This window comes from Streptomyces sp. NPDC001351, from assembly GCF_042896045.1.
GTDB lineage: Bacteria > Actinomycetota > Actinomycetes > Streptomycetales > Streptomycetaceae > Streptomyces.
In genome coordinates this window covers 648,666-669,726 of record NZ_JBIAWS010000006.1, presented here as the reverse complement: position 1 = coordinate 669,726, position 21,061 = coordinate 648,666, and the positions used below count along the sequence as shown (strand labels likewise).

Annotated in this window: 17 protein-coding genes; 12 read left to right on the top strand and 5 right to left on the bottom strand. The window is 70.6% G+C overall.

Going from position 1 to position 21,061, the window contains the following annotated elements; all coding sequences use genetic code 11:
• Positions 1–25: 25 nt before the first annotated feature.
• Positions 26–565, bottom strand: coding sequence for a MarR family winged helix-turn-helix transcriptional regulator (locus ACFY1U_RS25295; protein WP_390696431.1), 540 nt, complete (start codon positions 563–565; stop codon positions 26–28).
• A gap of 154 nt (positions 566–719) precedes the next feature.
• Between ACFY1U_RS25295 and ACFY1U_RS25290 the strand changes: the two genes are divergently transcribed.
• Positions 720–1,235, top strand: a complete 516-nt coding sequence (locus ACFY1U_RS25290) for a YceI family protein (RefSeq protein WP_390696388.1) — start codon at positions 720–722, stop codon at positions 1,233–1,235.
• A 6-nt stretch (positions 1,236–1,241) separates the two neighbouring features.
• Here the strand turns inward: ACFY1U_RS25290 and ACFY1U_RS25285 are convergent, their stop codons facing one another.
• Positions 1,242–2,984 (bottom strand): hypothetical protein, encoded by a 1,743-nt coding sequence (locus tag ACFY1U_RS25285; protein ID WP_390696387.1) that lies wholly within the window; start codon positions 2,982–2,984, stop codon positions 1,242–1,244.
• A gap of 234 nt (positions 2,985–3,218) precedes the next feature.
• Between ACFY1U_RS25285 and ACFY1U_RS25280 the strand changes: the two genes are divergently transcribed.
• The 4 genes from ACFY1U_RS25280 to ACFY1U_RS25265 all read left to right on the top strand — a co-directional run bounded on the left by ACFY1U_RS25280 (position 3,219) and on the right by ACFY1U_RS25265 (position 5,874).
• Positions 3,219–3,608, top strand: coding sequence for a cell division protein SepF (locus ACFY1U_RS25280; RefSeq protein ID WP_390696386.1), 390 nt, complete (start codon positions 3,219–3,221; stop codon positions 3,606–3,608).
• 75 nt (positions 3,609–3,683) lie between these two features.
• Positions 3,684–4,883: an ATP-binding protein gene (locus tag ACFY1U_RS25275; RefSeq protein WP_390696385.1), complete on the top strand. Its 1,200-nt coding sequence runs from the start codon at positions 3,684–3,686 to the stop codon at positions 4,881–4,883.
• Complete coding sequence (locus ACFY1U_RS25270; protein ID WP_344401805.1) at positions 4,880–5,206, top strand: nucleotide pyrophosphohydrolase; 327 nt, start codon at positions 4,880–4,882, stop codon at positions 5,204–5,206. The genes ACFY1U_RS25275 and ACFY1U_RS25270 overlap by 4 nt, the downstream gene beginning before the upstream one ends.
• A gap of 197 nt (positions 5,207–5,403) precedes the next feature.
• Positions 5,404–5,874 (top strand): DUF6099 family protein, encoded by a 471-nt coding sequence (locus ACFY1U_RS25265; RefSeq protein ID WP_390696384.1) that lies wholly within the window; start codon positions 5,404–5,406, stop codon positions 5,872–5,874.
• 10 nt (positions 5,875–5,884) lie between these two features.
• Here ACFY1U_RS25265 and ACFY1U_RS25260 read toward each other — a convergent pair whose 3' ends face one another.
• Positions 5,885–6,049, bottom strand: coding sequence for a hypothetical protein (locus ACFY1U_RS25260; RefSeq protein ID WP_390696383.1), 165 nt, complete (start codon positions 6,047–6,049; stop codon positions 5,885–5,887).
• Between the two features lie 238 nt (positions 6,050–6,287).
• On the opposite strand from ACFY1U_RS25260, the gene ACFY1U_RS25255 reads away from it, so the two are divergent.
• Positions 6,288–7,211 carry an LLM class F420-dependent oxidoreductase gene (locus ACFY1U_RS25255; RefSeq protein ID WP_390696382.1) on the top strand — a complete coding sequence of 308 codons (924 nt, stop codon included), beginning with the start codon at positions 6,288–6,290 and terminating at the stop codon, positions 7,209–7,211.
• A 16-nt stretch (positions 7,212–7,227) separates the two neighbouring features.
• Here ACFY1U_RS25255 and ACFY1U_RS25250 read toward each other — a convergent pair whose 3' ends face one another.
• Both ACFY1U_RS25250 and ACFY1U_RS25245 read right to left on the bottom strand, forming a co-directional pair.
• Positions 7,228–7,467 (bottom strand): hypothetical protein, encoded by a 240-nt coding sequence (locus ACFY1U_RS25250; protein ID WP_390696381.1) that lies wholly within the window; start codon positions 7,465–7,467, stop codon positions 7,228–7,230.
• Positions 7,464–7,718: a hypothetical protein gene (locus tag ACFY1U_RS25245; protein ID WP_390696380.1), complete on the bottom strand. Its 255-nt coding sequence runs from the start codon at positions 7,716–7,718 to the stop codon at positions 7,464–7,466. The genes ACFY1U_RS25250 and ACFY1U_RS25245 overlap by 4 nt, the downstream gene beginning before the upstream one ends.
• A 477-nt stretch (positions 7,719–8,195) precedes the next feature.
• Here ACFY1U_RS25245 and ACFY1U_RS25240 point away from each other — a divergent pair, with 477 nt between their 5' ends.
• The 6 genes from ACFY1U_RS25240 to fxsT all read left to right on the top strand — a co-directional run bounded on the left by ACFY1U_RS25240 (position 8,196) and on the right by fxsT (position 20,297).
• Complete coding sequence (locus ACFY1U_RS25240) at positions 8,196–9,092, top strand: aminoglycoside phosphotransferase family protein (RefSeq protein ID WP_390696379.1); 897 nt, start codon at positions 8,196–8,198, stop codon at positions 9,090–9,092.
• A gap of 188 nt (positions 9,093–9,280) precedes the next feature.
• The gene (locus ACFY1U_RS25235) at positions 9,281–10,822 is read left to right on the top strand and encodes a 3' terminal RNA ribose 2'-O-methyltransferase Hen1 (protein WP_390696378.1); all 1,542 of its coding nucleotides are present in this window, start codon (positions 9,281–9,283) and stop codon (positions 10,820–10,822) included.
• Complete coding sequence (locus ACFY1U_RS25230; protein WP_390696377.1) at positions 10,819–13,362, top strand: polynucleotide kinase-phosphatase; 2,544 nt, start codon at positions 10,819–10,821, stop codon at positions 13,360–13,362. The genes ACFY1U_RS25235 and ACFY1U_RS25230 overlap by 4 nt, the downstream gene beginning before the upstream one ends.
• Positions 13,363–13,452: 90 nt before the next feature.
• Positions 13,453–15,036: a hypothetical protein gene (locus ACFY1U_RS25225; protein ID WP_390696376.1), complete on the top strand. Its 1,584-nt coding sequence runs from the start codon at positions 13,453–13,455 to the stop codon at positions 15,034–15,036.
• The gene (locus tag ACFY1U_RS25220; RefSeq protein ID WP_390696375.1) at positions 15,033–16,094 is read left to right on the top strand and encodes an AAA family ATPase; all 1,062 of its coding nucleotides are present in this window, start codon (positions 15,033–15,035) and stop codon (positions 16,092–16,094) included. Before ACFY1U_RS25225 ends, ACFY1U_RS25220 begins: the two co-directional genes overlap by 4 nt.
• Positions 16,095–20,297, top strand: a complete 4,203-nt coding sequence (fxsT, locus tag ACFY1U_RS25215) for an FxSxx-COOH system tetratricopeptide repeat protein (RefSeq protein ID WP_390696374.1) — start codon at positions 16,095–16,097, stop codon at positions 20,295–20,297.
• The last annotated feature ends 764 nt before the right edge of the window (positions 20,298–21,061 follow it).

The following is a 21,061-nucleotide window of genomic DNA, read 5'->3' as shown; positions in this document are numbered from 1 at the left end:
CCAGGAGCGGGTGGGTCACCACGCGCTACGGCCGCTCGGACTCCTCGGCGAGTTCGGACTCCTGGGCGAGTGCGGCCTCCTTGGCCGGCTCGGGCAGCAGGCCGCACATCGCCTCGTGCTGGTCCGGGCCCATGACGTGGGTCAGGGCCCGGGTGACTGTCGAGGCGAGGGTGCCGGAGGCCTCCTCCAGGCGGCGGCGGGCCTTGTCGGTGAGGGCCACCTCGATGCCCCGCTTGTCTCCGCAGACCGACTGGCGGGTGACCAGCCCGGCGTGCTGGAGACAGGCGATCTGGTAGGTGAGCCGGGTCTTGGGGCGGCCGAGGAGTTCGGCGATCCGCGTCATGCGCAGCCCCGTCCTGGGCTGCTCGGCGAGCAGGCACAGGATCAGGAACTCGTCGTGCGAGACGTCGAGGCGCTCCTTCACGACCGACCGCAGCTCCTGCTCCACCGCTCCCACCGCCCCGAGCATCACCATCCAGGCCCGCAGCTCCTTGGGCAGCAGTCCGCCACCCTGCGCGGACGGGCATTCGGGCAGGGTGGTGGGGTGCTCCTCGGGGTCGGCCATGGTGTCGAGTCTACCCATGGTTCAAATTTGGACCGAAGGGTTGTCCAGATTTGGATAATGGCCTACGGTCGTAGTCATCCAAATTTGAAGCACTAGCTTTCCCCCGGATCTTCCGGACCCCCCGCTCACTGCTCACCGCTCACTGGAGAAGATCATGACCGTCGCCGTCGAAACCGGTGTCTGGCAGCTCGACGCCACCGCATCCACCGTCGCCCTGCGCCACAAGACGATGTGGGGTCTCGTCACCGTCAAGGGCACCTTCGGCTCCATCGGCGGACAGGGCGAGGTGCAGCCCGACGGCTCCGCCACCGGCACCCTCACCCTGGACGCCGCCACCCTCGACACCAAGAACAAGAAGCGGGACGAGCATCTGCGCTCCGCCGACTTCTTCGACACCGCGAACCACCCCGAGATCACCTTCGCCGTCCGCAGCGCGAAGGCCGGCGCCTCGGACACCGTCGAGGTCTCCGGCCGGCTGACCGTGCGCGGCATCAGCCGCCCGCAGACCCTCACCGCGCGCCTGGCCGGTGCGGACGCCGACGCGCTCACCCTGGACACGGAGTTCACCGTGGACCGCGGCGAGTTCGGCCTGGGCTGGAACCAGCTGGGCATGATCCGCGGCCTGACCACGGTCACCGCCACCCTCCGCTTCGTGCGTACGGCGGCCTGACGCGCGTCAGCGGGTGCCGCGCACCCGCAGGTGGAGGTCCATGCTGGACAGCGTCTGCGGTGCGGGCGTGAAGGCCCGCAGCCTGAGTCGGGCTTTCGGCCCCGGCAGGGTGAACCTCCCGTGGTCCGGCGGCCGGATCACATAGTCGGCCGAGGCGTGCGCGGGCAGGGTGGCCGGTCCCTTCAGGACCGTCCAGTACTGGTTCAGGCCCTGGCCGACGGTGAGCATGAAGTGCGGTTCCAGGGCGCTGTCGTCCTTGTTGGTGACCCGCAGTGTCAGCCGGCTGAGGACGTTCGCGTCCCCCGCCGTCCGGCGCACGGAGGCGATCTCCATCCTGAGCGGCGGCTTCCCGGTGACCGCCACGACGGCGCTCACCAGCGCCGGGGCGACCAGCAGCGCGGCCGTCGCGGCCAGCGCCGACCTCCGGTGGGGGCCGGTCAGCAGACGCGGGCGCGGCTGCCAGGCCCGCGTGAACTCGGACGGCGGCGCGGTGATGGCGGTCGCCAGCCACAGCGGCGTCATCATCAGGTAGTAGCCGTCCTGGGACCGGGTCGCCAGATAGAAGGCGCACCAGGGCAGGACGGTCGCCGCCGGCCCCAGCCGGCGCATGAACAGGATCAGCAGCCCGAGCAGGGCCGCGGCCAGCAGCATGCTCGCGTGTCCGTACCATTCGACCCGGTCGCTGCCGTTCGTGTAGTACAGGGACACGCCCACGAGGCCCTGCCCGTGCAGCGTCGCTCCCTGGGTCAGCGGCAGCGCGATGCCGCTCACCCAGGTGCCCGGCTCGCTCGCGATGAAGTACGTGTTGATCAGCAGCCACACGGTCGCGGCGATCCCGGCGATCCGCGCCACCACCAGCGCCGCGGCCCGTCCGCCCAGCTCACCGCGGCGCACCGCGTAGATCCCGGCCAGCAGAAACGGCGTCAGGAACCAGGGCAGCTGCTGCGCGGCACACGCGGCACCCAGGCATGCGGCCCGTGCGACACCGGCCGCCCCGAGCCGCCCGCCCTCTCCGATCCGCGGCCAGCGCACCACCACCGGGATGAGCAGGGCCAGCGCGGTGATCGCCGGGTAGCCCTCACGGCCGTAGGTCGGCAGAAACCCGAAACCCAGGCACGCCATGGTCGCCGCCGACCGCCACTGCGCGGGCAGCATCCGCCACAGCACGACCGTGCCGACGATCAGCGCGCCCGTGCTGACCGCCGTCGCCGGGGCGCCGCCGTGGCCGATCCACAGCAGGGGCGCGGTGAGCAGCGTGGCGAGCGGGGGATAGCCGTAGGTGTAGTCGTAGCCGCCGTCGAAGGTCGTGGTGAGGGCGATGCCCTTCTGGAAGAGCCACGGCCACGGATGCCCGTAGACGTGGTGGCCCGCGACCAGCTCCTTGGCGGCCTGGGTGGTCAGCACCGCCTCGTCCGAGCCGCCGTGGTTCATGGCCCACGCGCACAGGGCGAGCACCACGGCGGTCACCAGCACGACCGCGTCGAGCCGCGCGAGCGACCGGGACCGGCGCACGACGAGCGCCAGCACCCCGCACACCAGGATCGAGGCGTAACACACCGAGATGACGGCGGCCACGGCCGGCCGGTGACTCGCCGCCTGTGCCCACACCGTGCGTGTACCGATGAACAGGCTGACGTTCGCCAGCACCGTCAGCACGCGATGCCACTGCGCGGGAGGTTCCGGTACGGCGGGTACCGCCGACTGCGTTCGCCGGCCGGATGTCACCAGCTGCGTTTCTGCCAAGTGCACGTCAGGGCACGCTAGTGGCACTCGGTGACCAGTACGTGGCCGGAGGTGAAGAGTCCGGTGTGAGGCGGGTAAGAGCCCCGTTCGAGCAGGAACCGGTCCATACCCCGACCGGTTCTCGTCACCGTGAAACGGTTGTGACGGTCGCGGACCGTGTCGCTGTTGGGCCGAACGGGTGACTTGGCGTAAGAATTGGCTGGTGCAGGCAATGAGTGCGAGTCAGTTCGGGGGGAGCCGGTGAACAGCCACGACGTCACCGATGAACAGTGGGAAGGGCTCGCCCAGGTCGTGCCGCTGCGTGGACGCGACGCCTGGCCGTCCGCAGTGGACCACCGCGCGCACCCCGAAGCGCTGACGGAGGCCCGTCGCCGTTTCGTCGTCCTCAGGGTCAATGTCTTCGCCGACGCCCGCGAGGTCGCCGAGACCCTGATGGCCGGAGTCCCCGTCCTGCTCGACCTGAGCGGCGCGGAGGCCGAGGTCGCCAAGCGCGTCCTCGACTTCAGCACCGGAGTCGTCTTCGGCCTCGCGAGCGGCATGCACCGCGTGGACCGGAACGTCTTCCTGCTGGCCCCTTCGGACACCGAGGTCACCGACCTGGTGGAGAGCGCCTCGGTGGCCGGCTCCTGACCCTGGTCCCCCGATCGTAGGAAGCTCCCGACGCCGTAACGGTTCACCTTCCGGGCATGGTCCTACGGTCCGGACATGACCGTGTCATCCGTGCCGCCCGCGGCGAACTCCGATACGTCGTACCCGCTGCGAACCGTCGCGGACCGCCCGCGCCCGGACCGGCCCTGTGTCACCGAGCTGCGGCTGTCCGCCTTCGCCGGACACCGGCGGGCCGGGTTCGAGCTCGGCCCGGTCACCCTTTTCGCCGGGGGCAGCGGCTGCGGGAAGACCAGTGCGCTGCGGGCGTACGAGGCGCTGGCCCGGCTCGGCGGCGGAGCCGAGGTCGGGGAGGTGTTTCCCGACGCGGCCGACTGCGTGCCGGAGCGGGCGCGGCCCGATGCGCAGCGGCGGCGCGGATTCCGCATCGGCTGTACGGCCGACGGGCCCGAGGGGCCGGTCCGGCTCGACGTCGCCGTGCAGGCCGAGCCCGAACTGCGCATCGTGGGCGAGCGGTTGACCGCGGGCGGTCTGGTGCTCCTGGAGACCGCCCTGCGCGACCCCTCCCGCCGCACCGTGCAGGCCGCCTGGCACACCGCGGGTTCGGCACCGGTGACGCGGGCGCCGCTGCCCGACGACCGGCTCGGCACCGCACTGCTGCCGCTGCGCGTGGCCGGCAAGACCGACGGACAGCGCCGGGTGCTCGCCGCCGCCGAACAGATGGTCGTCGCCCTGCGGTCCGTCTTCGCCTGCGATCCGCGCCCCGGCCGGATGCGGGCCCCCGCCCCGCTCGGCTCCGGACTGCTCCTCGGCGGCTGCGACAACCTCGCCGACGTTCTGTGGCGCACCCGCGCCGAGTGCACACGACGGCACGCGCAGCTCGTCGAGGTGGCGCGCGCCGGATGCGCGGGACCGGTGGCCGACGTGCTCGCCGAGCCGCTGGGCGACGGGACCGTGCAGGCGCTTCTCGACCGCGGCGACGGTTTCCGGACAGCTCTGCGGCGCCTGGGCGACGGCGAGCTGCGCTATCTGGCCCTCGCGCTGGTCCTGCTGACCGGGCCGGGCGTCCTGGAGGTGGACACCGCGGGCGAGGTGCCCGCGGCCATGCAGACGCTCACCGTCCTCGCCGACGGCTTCGACCGCTCCCTCGACCCACGGCAGCGACGGGAACTGCTGCGGCTGGCCCTGCGGACCGCGGGCCGCGGCCACATCCGCGTCGTGGCCGCGGTCAGCGATGCCTCGTGGGCCGCCGGCGCGGCCGGGCCGGAGCCCGTCGCGGTGGTACACCTGGAGCCGTGACCGATCATCTCGACGTGGCGAAACTGCAGCGCAGGCTGGCCGACTTCGCCGCCGCCCGCGACTGGCGGCAGTACCACACGCCCAAGAACCTCGTCGCCGCGCTCAGTGTGGAGGCCTCCGAACTGGTCGAGATCTTCCAGTGGTTGACGCCGGAGGAGTCGGCCCGCGTCATGGACGACCCGGACACCGCGCACCGCGTGACGGACGAAGTCGCGGACGTGCTCGCCTACTTGCTGCAGCTGTGCGACGTGCTGGACATCGACCCGCTCGCGGCGCTGGACGCGAAGATCGACCGCAACGAACGGAGGTTCCCGGCGCCGTAGTCGAACAGGGCGGCCACCAGGAGTGGTTCAGTCCACTTTCACTCTCCGGAGTCAAAAACCGGCCCGAAACCGATTTGTTGTCCACAGATTTCGGTCTTCCTCTGGCTTTTCGTCCCGCACACCCTCACTCTGGGTAGTGGACAGCGGAGTTCGGGCGGACGTGCGGGCAGCGCGTCCAGACAGACGGGGGCAGCGGCATGGACGCTGTGCGGCTCATCGTGACGAGCAGACGTGCCCTTGCAGGGAGCGGCGATGCTCCGGAGACCATGACCGAGGTGTGGCAGGCACAGGCCCTGGCGCAGGCGATAGGCAGCCGCCTCGCGGTCTCCGGACCACCCGAACTGCGCGGCGAGGCGCTGGGGTTGACGGAGCTGGCGGGCCGGGGCTGCGGGGTCCTCGACAACCCGCACATCGCCACCGAGGACCTGCGCGCGGCCCAGCTCACCGACCTGGGCGACGCCCGCCAGGCCCTCCTGTGCCTCGGCAGCCTCCTGGGCGAGGTGGGCATCGCCCTGGTGGGCCTCGCCTGCGCCGCGGACGACGAGAGCACCTACTGGCAGTGCATGGAGGCCATCGACGCGGCGGACGAGTCCAGGGACCGGGTCCGGGAGATGCTGCGCAGACTCGCGGACCGGGAAGAGGTGTTACCCGAGAGGGAGGCCGGCTAGAGACGGGGTCTCAGTCTGCCTCGCTCTCCTCCACGCCCCGCCCCGCGGACTGCAGATCCGCGTCAAGGGCCGACAGGTCCGCGTTCAGCGCCGCCATCAGCTCCTCCATCTGCTGCAGCAAGCCCTTGGGCCGGCCGGTGCCGCCGCCCTGCTGCGGCACGGACTCTTCGGACATGACGGCCTCCTCGGCCCCAGGCCCCCGCGGGGAGGCCGATCGGGTGACATCCCGGCGACGGCCGCCGGCGCGGGTGCCGGGCGGTCCGGCTCCGCACGAGCCAACGACCACCACCACAACGGGTCACTGGCCAGGTACGCCCCGGGCCGGGCGACCACGGTTTTTCACCCGACCGTGGACGGGAGTGGCCGGAGGGACCGGTGGGGTTGACCGGCACCGTGGCGTGCAGGATGGAGGTATGGACCTTCGCATCTTCACCGAGCCCCAGCAGGGGGCCTCCTACGACACGCTGCTCGCGGTGGCCAAGGCCACCGAGGACCTCGGCTTCGACGCCTTCTTCCGCTCCGACCACTTTCTCCGCATGGGCTCCGTGGACGGCCTGCCCGGCCCCACCGACGCCTGGATCACCCTCGCGGGGCTGGCCCGTGAGACCAAGCGCATCCGCCTGGGCACCCTCATGACCGCCGGCACCTTCCGCCTCCCCGGCGTGCTCGCCATCCAGGTCGCCCAGGTCGACCAGATGTCCGGAGGCCGCGTCGAACTCGGCCTCGGCGCCGGCTGGTTCGAGGAGGAGCACAAGGCGTACGGCATCCCGTTCCCGAAGGAGAAGATCGGCCGGCTCGAGGAGCAGCTCGAGATCGTCACGGGCCTGTGGCAGACCAAGGTCGGCGACACCTTCGACTTCCACGGCACGTACTACGACCTCACCGGCTCGCCCGCGCTGCCCAAGCCCGCCCAGGAGAAGATCCCGGTCCTGGTCGGCGGCCACGGCGCGACCCGCACCCCGCGGCTTGCCGCCCGGTACGCCGACGAGTTCAACATGCCCTTCGCCTCGATCGAGGACAGCGAGCGTCAGTTCGCCCGGGTCCGAGCCGCCGCCGAGGATGCCGGCCGGCGGCCCGAGGACCTCGTCTACTCCAACGCGCTGGTCGTCTGCGTCGGCAAGGACGACCAGGAGGTCGCCCGCCGGGCCGCCGCGATCGGCCGCGAGGTCGACGAACTGAAGGCCAACGGCCTGGCGGGCACCCCGTCCGAGGTCGTCGACAAGATCGGCCGCTATGCGCAGACCGGCGCCAGTCGCTTCTACCTCCAGGTCCTCGACCTCGCCGACCTGGACCACCTGGAGCTGATCTCGGCCCAGGTCCAGTCGCAGCTGTCGTAGCGGCGCCGGATCCGGGTCAGGGGCCGCTCGGAGGTGAGCGGCCCACAGCACGGCATTGCCGCCGCGGTACCCGTCGCGCAGTCGGCGGACCGCGGCGTGCACCGCGTGGGCCGGCCCGGTTCCCCGGAAGAGCCGGAAGATGCGGAGGGTACGTGCCGGCCGCGACCGTCACGGCCGCCGAGTCGCGTACGGGCCGGAGCGTGGACACGACGTGCGGACAACCCGCCGGCTGGAAGGCCGACGAAAGGTGAATCACCTCGTCGGCCGGCCGTTCCCCTCGCGGTGGTCCGGGAAATGGGCGCGTGCGGCAGCCGCTTCGGCGTCGGCCTGGGGAAGCGCCTCCAGTCCCGGCAGCGCGGAGACGGCGACGGCGACGGACAGAAGTCTCCCCGGGTTCTCGGCCTGCGTTCCGGTGAGGTCCTTCGCCACGGCACGCGCGTGCCGTGGCGAAGGGGGTGCAGGGGAGGCGTGCAGGGTCGGGGTGCAGGAGGAGGCGACCCGGTCCATGACGGTGCGTCCGTCTCCCGCCGTGGTGACCGGCCGCGTGCAGTGGCAGGAAGCAGAGCTCGCCGGTCGGCATCCGCCACAGGCGGGGCAGCGGGTCGGCCGGCCCTCGGCCGGGTCCGATGCCGGGGGCGTCGAGCACCGGACGGCAGAGGGTGTCCCACAGCCACTGCAGGGTGCGGTCGACATAGCGGGAGGCCGCCCAGCGGAGCGGTACGGCGCGCACCCCGGACGTGATGACGGCCAGGGCGTGGCAGCTGTACGGACTGACGTTGACCGCGACCACCGGGCCCTGGACGGCGAGCCGCCCCGAGGCCGCCGGAGTCCGCCGCGGCCCCCAGCCCCAGTACAAACCGTGGCCCGTGGTGCGTACGACGTGCAGAGGGGAGCGACGGCAGTCTGCAAGGCAGCCTCACAGGTGCCGCCGGATCTCCCGAAGTGCCCGGTGGCCTCCGCCCGCCTGAAGTACGGTGACTCGGCATGATCGAATCCGAGATCGAGATCAGCGAGGATCTGGTCCGCGGACTGCTGCGGGAACAGCATCCGGACCTGGCCGAGTTGCCCATCCGCGAAGTGGCGGGCGGCTGGGGCAACCAGATGTGGCGCCTCGGCGACGAGTTGGCCGTCCGGATGCAGCGGATGGACACGAGCCCCGAGTCGCAGCTCAAGGAGCGCCGGTGGCTGCCGACCCTGGCAGCGCGCCTGCCGCTGCCGATTCCCGTCCCCCTCCGGGACGGCGCGCCGTCCGAGCGCTTCCGCAAGATCTGGACCGTCATGACATGGGTCGAGGGCACGCCGCTGGACCACGGTTCGATCACTCGCGGCGACCACGCGGCCGAGACGCTGGCGGGCTTCCTCAGGGCGCTGCACGTGGAGGCGCCCGCCGACGCACCGACCGCTTCGGACTTCGGCGCTCACCCCAAGGACTGCACGGACGGCTTCGAGCACTTCTTCCAGGACGTCGCCCCTGCCGGCCTCGCCGACGAGATCCGTGAAGTCTGGGGCGAGGCGGTGGCGGCCCCGGGGTGGGCGGGCTCACCGGTGTGGGTGCACGGCGACCTGCATCCCGCGAACGTGGTCGTCGCGGACGGGACATTGGCGGGTGTCGTCGACTTCGACGCACTCGTCGCCGGCGACCCGGCGTGGGACCTCGCGGCCGCCTGGCTGCTCCTCCCCGCGGGCGGTGCCTCACGGTTCTTCGACAGCTACGCACAGGCGGACGAGGCAGCGGTGCGAAGGGCGCGCGGACTGGCCGCGATGAGGAGCCTGTTCCTGATGGCGATGGGCCAAGCCGGGGACCGCGGCCTGCCCGGCGGCAAGTCGCACTGGGGGCCCCTGGGCCGGTCGGCACTTGATCGCGTCCTGAAGGGCCTTTGACGCGCCCCCACCGTAAATCAGGCGGTGGAGCGGCCGTACCGGTGTGCCGAGTGATCGCGGGGCGCCGGAAAATCCTGAGTGCGCAGTGGGGGGATCGCGTACGTTGGGCGGGCGCGCCGACGAGAGCGCTCCCGTGGCCGTCACGGCGAGTATCCGCAGTTCAGAACCCATTTTGAGGTTTCCGTCCCATGTTCCTGACCATCACCACCACCGGCACACCCGAACGCCCCGCCACCGACCTCGGCTTCCTGCTGCACAAGCACCCCGAGAAGGCGCAGGCGTTCTCCACGTCCTACGGCACGGCGCACGTCCTCTACCCCGAGGCCGATGTCCGGCGCTGCACGGCGGCGCTGCTCCTGGAGGTCGACGCGGTGGCGCTGGTGCGGCGGGGGAAGGGCAAGGGACGCGGCGGTGCGCCCGACGCGGCACTCGCGCAGTATGTCAACGACCGCCCGTACGCGGCCTCTTCGCTGCTCGCGGTGGCGCTGAGCAGTGTGTTCTCCAGTGCGATCCGCGGCGTGTGCAACGCCCGGCCGGAGCGTGCCGCGCAGCCGCTGCCGCTGCGTGTCGAGGTGCCCGCGCTGCCCGCCCGCGGTGGCCCGGAGCTGGTACGACGGCTCTTCGAGCCGCTGGGCTGGACCGTCACCGTCGAACCGGTGGCGCTGGACACCGAGTTCCCCGAGTGGGGCGACTCGCGGTACGTGCGGCTCGTTCTGGAGGGCGAGACACTCACCCTCGCCGAGGCCCTGCGCCACCTCTACGTCCTGCTCCCGGTCCTCGACGACGCCAAGCACTACTGGGTGGCCTCCGACGAGGTCGACAAGCTGCTGAGGGCGGGGGAGGGCTGGCTGCCCGACCACCCGGAGCAGAAGCTGATCACCAGCCGCTATCTCTCGCGCCGCTGGTCGCTGACGCGTGAGGCGATGGAGCGCCTTGAGCTGGTGCGGCTCGCGGAGGCGGACGACAGCGAGGTCGAGGACATCGACAACGCCGTCGAGGCGGAGACCGAGACGGAGGAGAAGCCGACCCCGCTCGCCGTGCAGCGGCGCGACGCGATCATCGCCGCGCTCGGCGCCCGCGGCGCCGCCCGGGTGCTCGATCTCGGCTGCGGACAGGGGCAGTTGGTGCAGGCGCTGCTGAAGGACCCGCGGTTCACCGAGATCGTCGGTGTCGATGTGTCGATGCGCGCGCTGACCATCGCCTCCCGGCGGCTGAAACTGGACCGCATGGGCGAGCGGCAGGCCTCGCGCGTCAAGCTGTTCCAGGGCTCGCTCGCATACACCGACAAGCGGCTCAAGGGGTACGACGCCGCCGTGCTCAGCGAGGTCATCGAGCACCTCGACCTGCTGCGGCTGCCCGCCCTGGAGTACGCGGTGTTCGGCTCGGCCCGCGCGAGGACCGTCCTGGTGACGACCCCCAACGTCGAGTACAACGTCCGCTGGGAGTCCCTCCCGGCCGGCCATGTCCGGCACGGTGACCACCGCTTCGAGTGGACCCGGGAGGAGTTCCGCACCTGGGCGCACACGGTGGCCGAACGGCACGGGTACGACGTGGAGTTCGTGCCCGTCGGGCCGGACGACCCCGAGGTGGGCCCGCCCACCCAGATGGCCGTTTTCGAAATGAACACAGCCACCGCAAAGACAGAGAAAACCGAGAAGACCGAGAAGACCGACAAGGCTGAGAAGACCGACAAGGCTGAGAAGACCGAGAAGGAGGCGAAGGCAGCATGACCGAGACGCAGAAGCAGGGACGGGTCCTCCCCGTCACCGACCTCTCCCTCGTCGTCCTCGTCGGCGCCTCCGGCTCCGGCAAGTCCACCTTCGCCCGCCGGCACTTCAAGCCGACCGAGGTGATCTCCTCGGACTTCTGCCGCGGCCTGGTCTCCGACGACGAGAACGACCAGAGCGCGACCAAGGACGCCTTCGACGTCCTGCACTACATCGCCGGCAAGCGTCTGGCGGCCGGCCGCCGTACCGTCGTCGACGCCACCAGCGTGCAGCAGGACGCCCGCCGTCAGCTGATCGACCTGGCCAAGCAGTACGACGTGCTGCCCATCGCCATCGTGCTGGACGTGCCGGAGGAGTTGTGCGCCGAGCGCAACGCGGCCCGCACCGACCGGGCCGACATGCCCCGCCGGGTCATCCAGCGCCACATCCGCGAACTGCGCCGGTCCATAAGGCACTTGGAGCGCGAGGGCTTCCGGAAGGTCCATGTCCTGCGCGGGGTGGAGGACGTCGAGAACGCCTCCGTCGTCACCGAGAAGCGCTTCAACGACCTCACCCAGCTCACCGGTCCCTTCGACATCATCGGCGACATCCACGGCTGCGCCTCGGAACTGGAGTCGCTGCTGGGCAAGCTGGGCTATGTCGACGGCGCGCACACCGAGGGCCGTACGGCCGTCTTCGTGGGCGACCTCGTCGACCGCGGCCCGGACAGCCCTGGCGTGCTGCGCCGTGTGATGTCGATGGTCGAGTCCGGCAACGCGCTGTGCGTACCCGGCAACCACGAGAACAAGTACGGCCGGTATCTCAAGGGCCGCAAGGTCCAGCACACCCACGGCCTCGCCGAGACCATCGAGCAGATGGAGGGCGAGAGCGACGAGTTCCGCGCCCGGGTGCGGGAGTTCATCGACGGGCTGGTCAGCCACTACGTCCTCGACGGCGGCCGGCTGGTGGTCTGCCACGCCGGTCTGCCCGAGAAGTACCACGGCCGCACCTCCGGCCGGGTCCGCTCACACGCGCTGTACGGCGACACCACCGGCGAGACCGACGAGTTCGGGCTGCCGGTGCGCTACCCGTGGGCGGAGGACTACCGGGGCCGGGCGGCGGTCGTCTACGGCCACACACCCGTCCCGGAGGCCAGTTGGCTCAACAACACCATCTGCCTGGACACCGGCGCCGTGTTCGGCGGCAAGCTCACCGCCCTGCGCTGGCCGGAGCGTGAGCTCGTCGACGTACCGGCCGAGCAGGTCTGGTACGAGCCGACGCGCCCCCTGCGGGCCGAGGCGCCCGGCGGGCACGACGGCCGGCCGCTGGACCTGAACGACGTGCACGGCCGCCGGGTCGTGGAGACCCGCCACTCGGGCCGGGTGTCCGTCCGCGAGGAGAACGCGGCGGCGGCCCTGGAAGTCATGAGCCGCTTCGCGGTCGACCCGCGCCTGCTGCCGTACCTGCCGCCGACCATGGCACCCACGGCGACCAGTCACGTCGACGGCTATCTGGAGCACCCGGTCGAGGCCTTCGCGCAGTACGCGGCCGACGGGGTCGCGCGAGTCGTGTGCGAGGAGAAGCACATGGGCTCGCGGGCGGTCGCCCTGGTGTGCCGGGACGCCGACGCGGCGCGTAAGCGGTTCGGCGTCGACGGTCCTACGGGGGCGCTGTACACCCGGACCGGACGGCCGTTCTTCGACGACGAGTCGGTCACGGAGGAGATCCTCGGGCGCGTGCGGACGGCGGTTGAGGCGGCCGGTCTCTGGGCGGAACTCGACACGGACTGGCTCCTGTTGGACGCCGAGCTGATGCCGTGGTCGCTGAAAGCCTCCGGGCTTCTGCGGTCCCAGTACGCGGCCGTCGGTGCCGCCTCCGGCGCTGTGTTCCCCGGTGCGCTCGGCGCGCTGGAGGGTGCCGCGTCCCGGGGCGTCGAGGTGGCCGGCCTGCTGGCCCGCCAGCGGGAACGGGCCTCGAACGCGGCCGCGTTCACTCAGGCGTACCGCCGCTACTGCTGGACGACCGAGGGCCTGGACGGCGTACGACTCGCCCCCTTCCAGATCCTGGCCGTCCAGGGCCGCAGCCTCGCCGGGCTGCCGCACGACGAGCAGCTGGCCCTGCTCGACCGGCTCGTCGAGCACGACGCGGGCGGCCTGCTGCAGACCACCCGACGGCTCTACGTCGACACCGGTGACCCGGAGTCGGTGCAGGCCGGCATCGACTGGTGGCTGGAGATGACCGGTCGCGGCGGCGAGGGCATGGTCGTCAAGCCACTGGGCGCGCTGGTGCGCGGCAAGGAGGGGCGGCTGGTGCAGCCCGGCATCAAATGCCGGGGCCGCGAGTACCTGCGGATCATCTACGGTCCGGAGTACACGCGCCCCGACAACCTCGTCCGGCTGCGCAGCCGCTTCCTGAACCACAAGCGGTCGCTGGCGATCCGCGAGTACGCCCTGGGCCTGGAGGCCCTGGACCGGCTGGCGGAGGGCGAGCCGCTGTGGCGGGTGCACGAGGCCGTGTTCGGGGTGCTGGCGCTGGAGTCGGAGCCGGTGGACCCGCGGCTTTGAGCGGTAGGTCCTGGGACGGCCTAGATAGGCCGGTGGCGGCGTGCTACGTTCGCTGGTCAGTCAGGTGTACCGGCTCGTGGGGGAAGGTCGGTGGAGAAAGCGGCGGGATTAGGCGGGTTCGGGCGCGCTCCGGGAAACGACCTGCTGTCTGGCCTGATCGAGGCACTTTGCGAACTGAGCTGCCTGGAGGATCAGCACGGACGCAATATCTTCGCGAGAACGCTCTCGGACGCGCTCGGCGTTGATGTCGAACTCAGGGGTATCAAACGGCGTGAAGACGTCGTCGCACTGGTGCAGACGGCCTTACGGGTATCCGGAGGTGAGCGAGCGCTGGTCGGTGTGGTGCGTATCCACGAGAGCCTCCCGGCTGCCGCCGAACTCGAAGAGCTGCTGCTCTCCTTGGGAGGCGCTGCCTTCGCCCCGCCGCTGCCCGGTCCGTTGACCGAGCGTGACATGAATTCCGCGCTCGCACTCCTGGAGGCCGTCGAGGACAAACTGTCCGGGGCCGGCTTGCGCGACGGCCTCGCGCGTGAGCTCCACCTGGCCCTGCCCATGGACCTCACGGTGCAACAACTCTTCGTGCACGTGGCTGAGTTGAACGTCCAGCCGGACGGCATTCCGCCGGCGGTTCTCCTCGTGGACCAGGCCGCGGAACTGATCCGGCCCCAGAGCTGGCGGCAGGCCCTGTCCTTGTGGGCCGACAACTGGGCGGAGCGCGGCGGACTGCTCGGCGCGCTCGAAGAGCGCAGGTCCCGGCGGGCGGATGTGGTGCCCGACCCGACGATTCCCCGATGCCTGGTTGTCGCCGTCGAACCGGCCCGTGACGGTTCGGGGGACATCGTCGTCCGTCCCTGGCTGAACACGGTTCCCGGCTACTGGCACCCCCAGCCCGGCGATCAGGAGACGACCACGCTCGACGAACTCGGCCAAGCCGTCGAGCGGGCCCTGACACAGGTCCTCCGGTTCCCGTCCGGAGCCCACGAAGCTCCGTCCGACGGTGGCGCGTCACTGCCCCCCTACGTCGAGTTCGTCCTCCCTTACGACCTGCTCAACCACGACGTGGCAGGCCTGTCGGTCCGGTCGTGGGACGGGACCCCGATGCGCCTGGGGCTGAAGTACGGGGTGCACTTGCGAAGCCTGGAGCGCATGCGCAGTGACGACGTCCTGGTCCGGGCTCAGTGGCACGAACGGTGGCAGACGCTCCAGAGCCGGGGGATCACGGTCCACGGCTGGCAGACCGCCCACCCCGGCGGGCCGGATCAATGGCGTCTCAAGCTGGCCGCCGAACCGAGTCGCACCGCCGCGGTGCTGGACGCACCCGACGGCGGCGCGGCGACAGAGGCACTCAAGGCCGCCATCGCCGAAGGCATCGGGCTCGCCGTCTGGGACCGCAGGGGCGAGTTCCCGGAGGAACGACGTGAAGTGGTCGCGGCCGTGTTCGCCGCCGTGCAGCCGCCGACCCGGCTGCCGACCGTCATCCAGAACCTGCGACGCATGGCCGAACTCAAGGCCGACGGCCCAGAACCCGTGAGTAGACACATCGCGTTCTTCTGGGACGACCCGAACCGGTTGGTGGACGTCCAGAGTCCTGTCGAGCACGCCCTTGAGCAGGGGCGCGGCATCGGGTACGCCGTCAGCATGGACAGCATCGACAGTGAGGAGACGACGGTATGAGCGCGCCGGACACGGTGAACGGCGAGGGCTGGCGCATCTTCCACGCGACGGGGTCCAGCCCGGACGGTGTGCCTCCCCGCCTGCCCTCCGCTCCGCCGTGGCGTCAGTTCCGCGGCGAGCCACCACAGTCCCAGCCGCCCGACGACGACGAGGCCGCGATACGCCGGCTCGGAAGTGCCGACGACGTTCCCCAACTCGATCAGGACGGCATCGACGTCGTCAACGCCGCCCTGATACTGCGCCGGCCGCTGCTGGTGACCGGCTCACCGGGGATCGGCAAGTCCTCGCTCGCCTATCTGATCTCCCGTGAGCTCGGCCTCGGCCGCGTTCTCGAATGGAACATCGTCAGCCGCACGACGCTGCGCGATGGTCTGTACTCCCATGACGCGATGGGGCGTGCTCAGGCCATCGCGGGCTGGCGGGCGAATCTACTCCCCGGCGTGGCTGCTGTCGGCCGAGACGGAACCGGCGGGGAACAACCTCCGCCTGCGCTGGGCGACTTCATCACCTTGGGTGCCTTGGGTACCGCGCTGCTCCCGTACGACCGTCCTCGCGTCCTGCTCGTCGACGAACTCGACAAGAGCGACATCGACCTGCCCAACGATCTGCTGCACGTGCTGGAGAACGGTAGCTACGACGTCCCCGAGTTGATCCGGGCTGCAGCGGACACCGCACGGGTGCACACCGCCGACCCTGGTGGTCTCGCCGAGATATGGCAAGGGCGGGTGGAGTGCCGGGAGTTCCCGATCGTGGTCATCACCAGTAACGGGGAGCGGGAGTTCCCGGCCGCCTTCCGTCGGCGCTGTCTCCCTCTGGAAATGCGCCCGCCCACCCGGGAACAGTTGTTGGGCATGGTGGTGAGCCACTTCGGGGTGCTTCCGCAGGGTGCCGAGCCCCTGGTCGACGAATTCGTCAGCCGGATCCAGTCGGGTGGTACCCACGCTCTGGATCAGCTACTCAACGCCATACAGCTGACCGCCACAGGCACGTTCCGGACCGATACGAAGGGGCGCACGCTGGTGGAAAAGCTGTTACGCGACCTCTCGAAGGGCCGCTGAATGGACGGTACGCCTCGGGAGCGCGCGCCCGGGACCGGCCACGAGGGTGCGGGCCCGGACCGTACGGACGACCTGCCGCACTGGCGAGAGCTGGCCGACGCCGTCTGGCTGAGCGCCCACTGGGCGCGGGCCGGACGACCCGCCGTGGCGGACGGCGGGGCGTCCGACATCGGCGGACCGGACGGCGGCACGGCGGTGCATACGGAGTCCCGTCTGCCACCCGACGCCCCTTACCGGCTGCCGAGCGAAGAGGCGGCCGCACCGCCGCCGCTGTTCACTCCCGCCCCGGAGGGACCTGGCCGGATACGCCTGGGACGGCCCCTGCTTCCTGGGCCGGAGCGCGGTGAACCGACCGTGCCCGGGCGCTCTGCCGGGCTGGCCCGCGCCCTGCACCGGCTCGCTCGTCGGGTACCGTCCTTCGATGCCGTCCAACTGGACGAAGAGGTCACGGCTGAGCGCGGCCTCCTGGACGGGCTGTGGATGCCGTGGTTCCGGCCCGCCGACGCCACCGCACTGGATCTGGTCGTCCTCGTGGACGAGGCGCCCACCATGGCGATCTGGGCTGCGGAGACCGCCGCCCTGTCCACCGCCGCCGAGCACAGCGGGGCCTTTCGGGCCGTGCGTACCGTGAACCTGGTCCTGCCTTCGGCCGGCGAGCCGCGGCTGAGGTGGGGTACGGCTCGGGCCACGGCGGATCCCGGCGAACTCCTGCACGGCAGGGGCGACCGGGTCTTCCTCGTCGTCACCGACGGACTGGGCCACGGCTGGACCACACCGGGTGCGGATCGTCTGCTGCACGACCTGGGCCGGTCCGGCCCCACGGCCCTCGTGAACCTGCTGCCCCCGCACCTGCGCCACCGCTCCTCCGTCCACCCCCATCAAGTCACCCTGGAAGCGGGTGGATTCGGTGTCCCCAACAGTGGGCTCGCGCATCGGCCGCCCTCCGGTGGCCATGACCCGCTCCGGCCGCTGCCGGCAGGGAGCGACACAGCTCTGCCCGTGCCCGTGCTCTCCTTCAAGGAAAGGTCCCTCGCCGCCTGGGCCGAACTCGTTGCCGGAGAGCGCGGAACACAGTGCGACCTGCCGGCCCTTCTGGTGGGAGCCTCGGCGGACACGACCCCGGCGGCCGGCCTGCGCGCTCCGCGCTCCCGGAGCGCCGCCACCGACGCCGTACGACGCTTCTTCACCCTCGCCACTCCGGCGGCGCGCAGACTCGCTGGCCAACTGGCCGTCGTCCCGTTCGAGTTCGAGCTGATGGAACAGCTGAGGCTGCGCACCATGCCGGACACCGGTCCCGAACATCTCGCCGAGATCCTGATGGGCGGACTGATCGACTGGGACGGTGAGAAGAAGGCCCCCGACTTCGCCGACGGAGTCCGTGAGGCACTGCTTGCCACCATCACGCGTGGCGAACTCGCCCGGACGATCGGTGTCGTGGGTGGGTTGCCGGCGGCTGGTGAGCGGGGCGTGGCCCTGCACATCGCCCTACGCAATCCGGCGGCGGCTGCACTGCCCCACCCGGCCGAACAGGGGTGGGTACGCAGTGAACTGGCAGTGATGAAGGCTTTGGCGGGTCCTTACGCCGAACGCGCGAAGCGCATCGAAGAGGGTGCCGGAAATCCTGACGGTCCCGTCACCGACCAGGGCGAGGCGTCAGCCGACCGGACCCAGCAACCGACGGAGGCACGGGCGGGCATGAACAAGTCCATGAAGTCACCTGCTCTCATGGTGAACGTCCCTTTGCGGAACACCTCGTTCGTCGGTCGCCAGACCCTGCTGAGGGCCATGGACGAACAGTTGAGCACCCAGGACACGGCGGCTGTACTGCCGCACGCGCTGCACGGCCTGGGCGGTGTGGGCAAATCCCAGCTCGTACTGGAATACGTGTACACCCACCAGCACGACTACAAAGTCATCTGCTGGATCCCAGCCGAGCAGGAGGGTCTCATTCTGGCGGCGTTGGCGACTCTGGCGGCCCAGCTCGGCGTCGCTCCGACCGAGCAGGACAACGCGGGCGCGCCGGCAGCGATCTCTGCCCTGAAAGCGCTGCGGACCGGAGTGCCGTACGACGACTGGCTGCTGGTCTTCGACAACGCCGAGAACATCGAATTGGTGCGCGGCTACTTCCCGCACGACGGCCCGGGCAAGGTCGTTGTCACCTCCCGAAACCGAGGATGGGAACGAGTGGCCACCTCGCTGCCGGTCAACGTCTTCGAACGCGACGAGTCGATCGAGTTGCTCCAGAAACGCTCCCCAACTTTGAGCGGTGAGGACGCCGAACGGCTCGCCGACGCCCTGGGCGACCTGCCACTGGCTGTCGAGCAGGCGGGCGCCTGGCTCGGTGTCACCGGCATGCTTGTCGACGAGTACCTTGAACTGCTCGCCCAGCGCAGCCCTGAGATCCTTGAGATCGAGCAAGCTCCCGACTACCCGGTCTCCGTCGCCGCGGCCTGGGACATCTCCCTGGAACGCATCAAGGAGAACAACCCGGGCGCCCGCCAACTCCTCGACATCTGCGCCAGCATGGCTCCCGAGCCGATCCCGCGGTCCCTGCTGCGCGGCAGCCGGGGCATCAACATCACTCCGGAGATCGACCCGCTGCTGCGCGAGTCGATCAAGCTGAACCGTGCCATCCGCGACCTCAGCCAGTTCTCGCTGATCAAGGTCGATCCGCGTGCCGACACCCTCCAGATGCACCGCCTGCTACAGACCGTGCTCCTCGCCAAACTGAGCCCGCAGGAGCGCGAGCACATGCGGGACGCGGCCCACCAGTTGCTGTCCGCCGCGAAACCCGGGCCGTACGGCTCTTCCCTGGAGTGGCGGGACTATCAAGCACTGCTGCCCCACGTCCTCGCCTCCCAGGCGGTCACCAGTACCGACCAATATGTCCGTGACCTGGTCCACGACACCATGTGGTTCCTCTATTACTGGGGTGACCACGAAGGAGCGGCGGCCTTCGGGCGGCAGGCCTGGAGCGCGTGGCTCGCGGCGTCCGGAGAGGAGGACATCCACGTCCTGCGTATGACGAAGGGTTTCGCGTTCCTGCTGCGCCAGGTGGGCCAGATACCCGAGTCGATCCCGCTCACGGAGAAGGCGCTTGACGTCTCCCGGCGTATCGATGTCGATCCCGAGGAGCTGATCGACTCCCTGTGCGACATGGCTGATTCCTATCGCTACCAGGGGCGGTACGGGGAGGCGCAGGAAGTGGGCAAAGAGGCCACGGACCTGGCGCGTTCGCTGTTCGGCCCTGACGACCCCGCCAGCCTCCGGGCGGCCCACAGCTGGGCCGTGGACCTGCGACTGTGCGGGCGGTTTCGGGAGGCGCTGGAGCTGGACCAGGAGACGGCTCGCCAGCGAGACCTGCTGTTCGGGCCCGTCAGCTTCTTCACCCTCAACTCCCTCAACTGCGTCGCCATCGACATGCGAGAGACGGGGCGGTTCCCCGAAGCACGTGACTTTCAGGAGGACACGTACCGTCGGGCACGCGCCGCGCTGGGCGACAAACACACTCTGACGCTGCGGATCGCCCGCAACCTCGCGGTCTGCCGCAGGCTGGACGGAGACCTCGCCGAAGGCGCCAAGCTCGCCGAGGAGACCCTGGCCAACCTCAGGGCCCGATACGGCGTCGAACACTTCGACTCGCTGTCCGCGGCGACCAATGTCTCCGTCGACCGGCGTCTGGCCGGTGATCTGGAAGGCTCCCGCCGACTCGCCGAGGCGACCGTGACCCGGCTCGGGCGGCGGCTCGGCGAGAGCCACGGCCACACCCTGGTGGCCAAGGCGAGCCTGGCCGCGACGGAACGGGTCCTGGGCGTCCTGGATGCCGCGCAGGCACACGAGGATGATGTGGTGCGCAGACTGAGCGAGACGCTCGGCCCGCGCCACGTCAACACCCTTACCGTGGGTCTCGGTCAGGCCAATACCGCGTACGTCCGCGTCGACTTGGAGCGGGCGCATGCGATCGATTCCGCCCACCTGCCGCTGTTGACCAAGGTGGCGGGCGAAGACCACCCACTCACCCTGTCGTGCACCTCCAATCTCGCTCTCGACCTGCGCGGTCTGGGACGCGGTGCCGAGGCCGACGTGCTCCAGCACAAGGCGGTGGAGGGATTCGCCCGAGTGGTGCGTTCTGACCATCCCTGGCTCCAGGCGGCCCGCCAGCGCCGCCGCATCGAGTGTGACATCGCACCCATGCCACTCTGACCCGGCAACGGGACGGCGGCGAACGAACCCGCGCTGAACAGGGCGCCCAGGAAGTGCATCACCGTCGTATCTTGGCTCGACGTCAACTGCGGGTTGATAATGGTCAACTGACCTCGCAACGCAAACGTACCAGGCAAGGTGCAGGTGTCACGGGGGGCACATGGCGGCGGTCGTCTTCATCCATGGGACGGGAGTGCGGGAGCCGGCCCTGTCGGGGCTGGTGGAGCGCGTGGCAGCCGGTCCCGCCGCATTGCGGGACGGACCTCGCGTCCTGCCCCGTTCCTGGGGAACGACGTACGGAACCACGCCCGCGATCGGGGGTGCCAGTCGACCTCTGGCGGTCGGTATCTCGCGCGGCCCCACTGAAGGGCTGGCCGGATCGGGTACGGAGGACGATACGACCCCTGACCGGAACCCCTTGAACACCGAACCGGCCTCGACCTACGCCCTCGCCACCGATGTCCCGCCGGTGCCGTCCGGTGAAAACCAGGATGCCGTGACTTGCCGACCTGCCGAGACCCTGCGCGCACTCCCGCGTGGCAGGGAGCGGGGGCTCCGTTCCTGTCTCGCCGCGGATGTCGGGCTCCCCACCGTCCTTCGATTGCCGCGCGCCCCTGCAGCCGCACGTCCCCGCCCCTGTGAATCTCCATCATCCTCGCGACCCGTTCGGGCCTGTCGCCGACGGACTCACCCGGGCCGGGTCATCGGCATGGCCGTCGACCGCCTGCAACCGTTCGCCGCCGCCACAGCGACTATTGGACGAA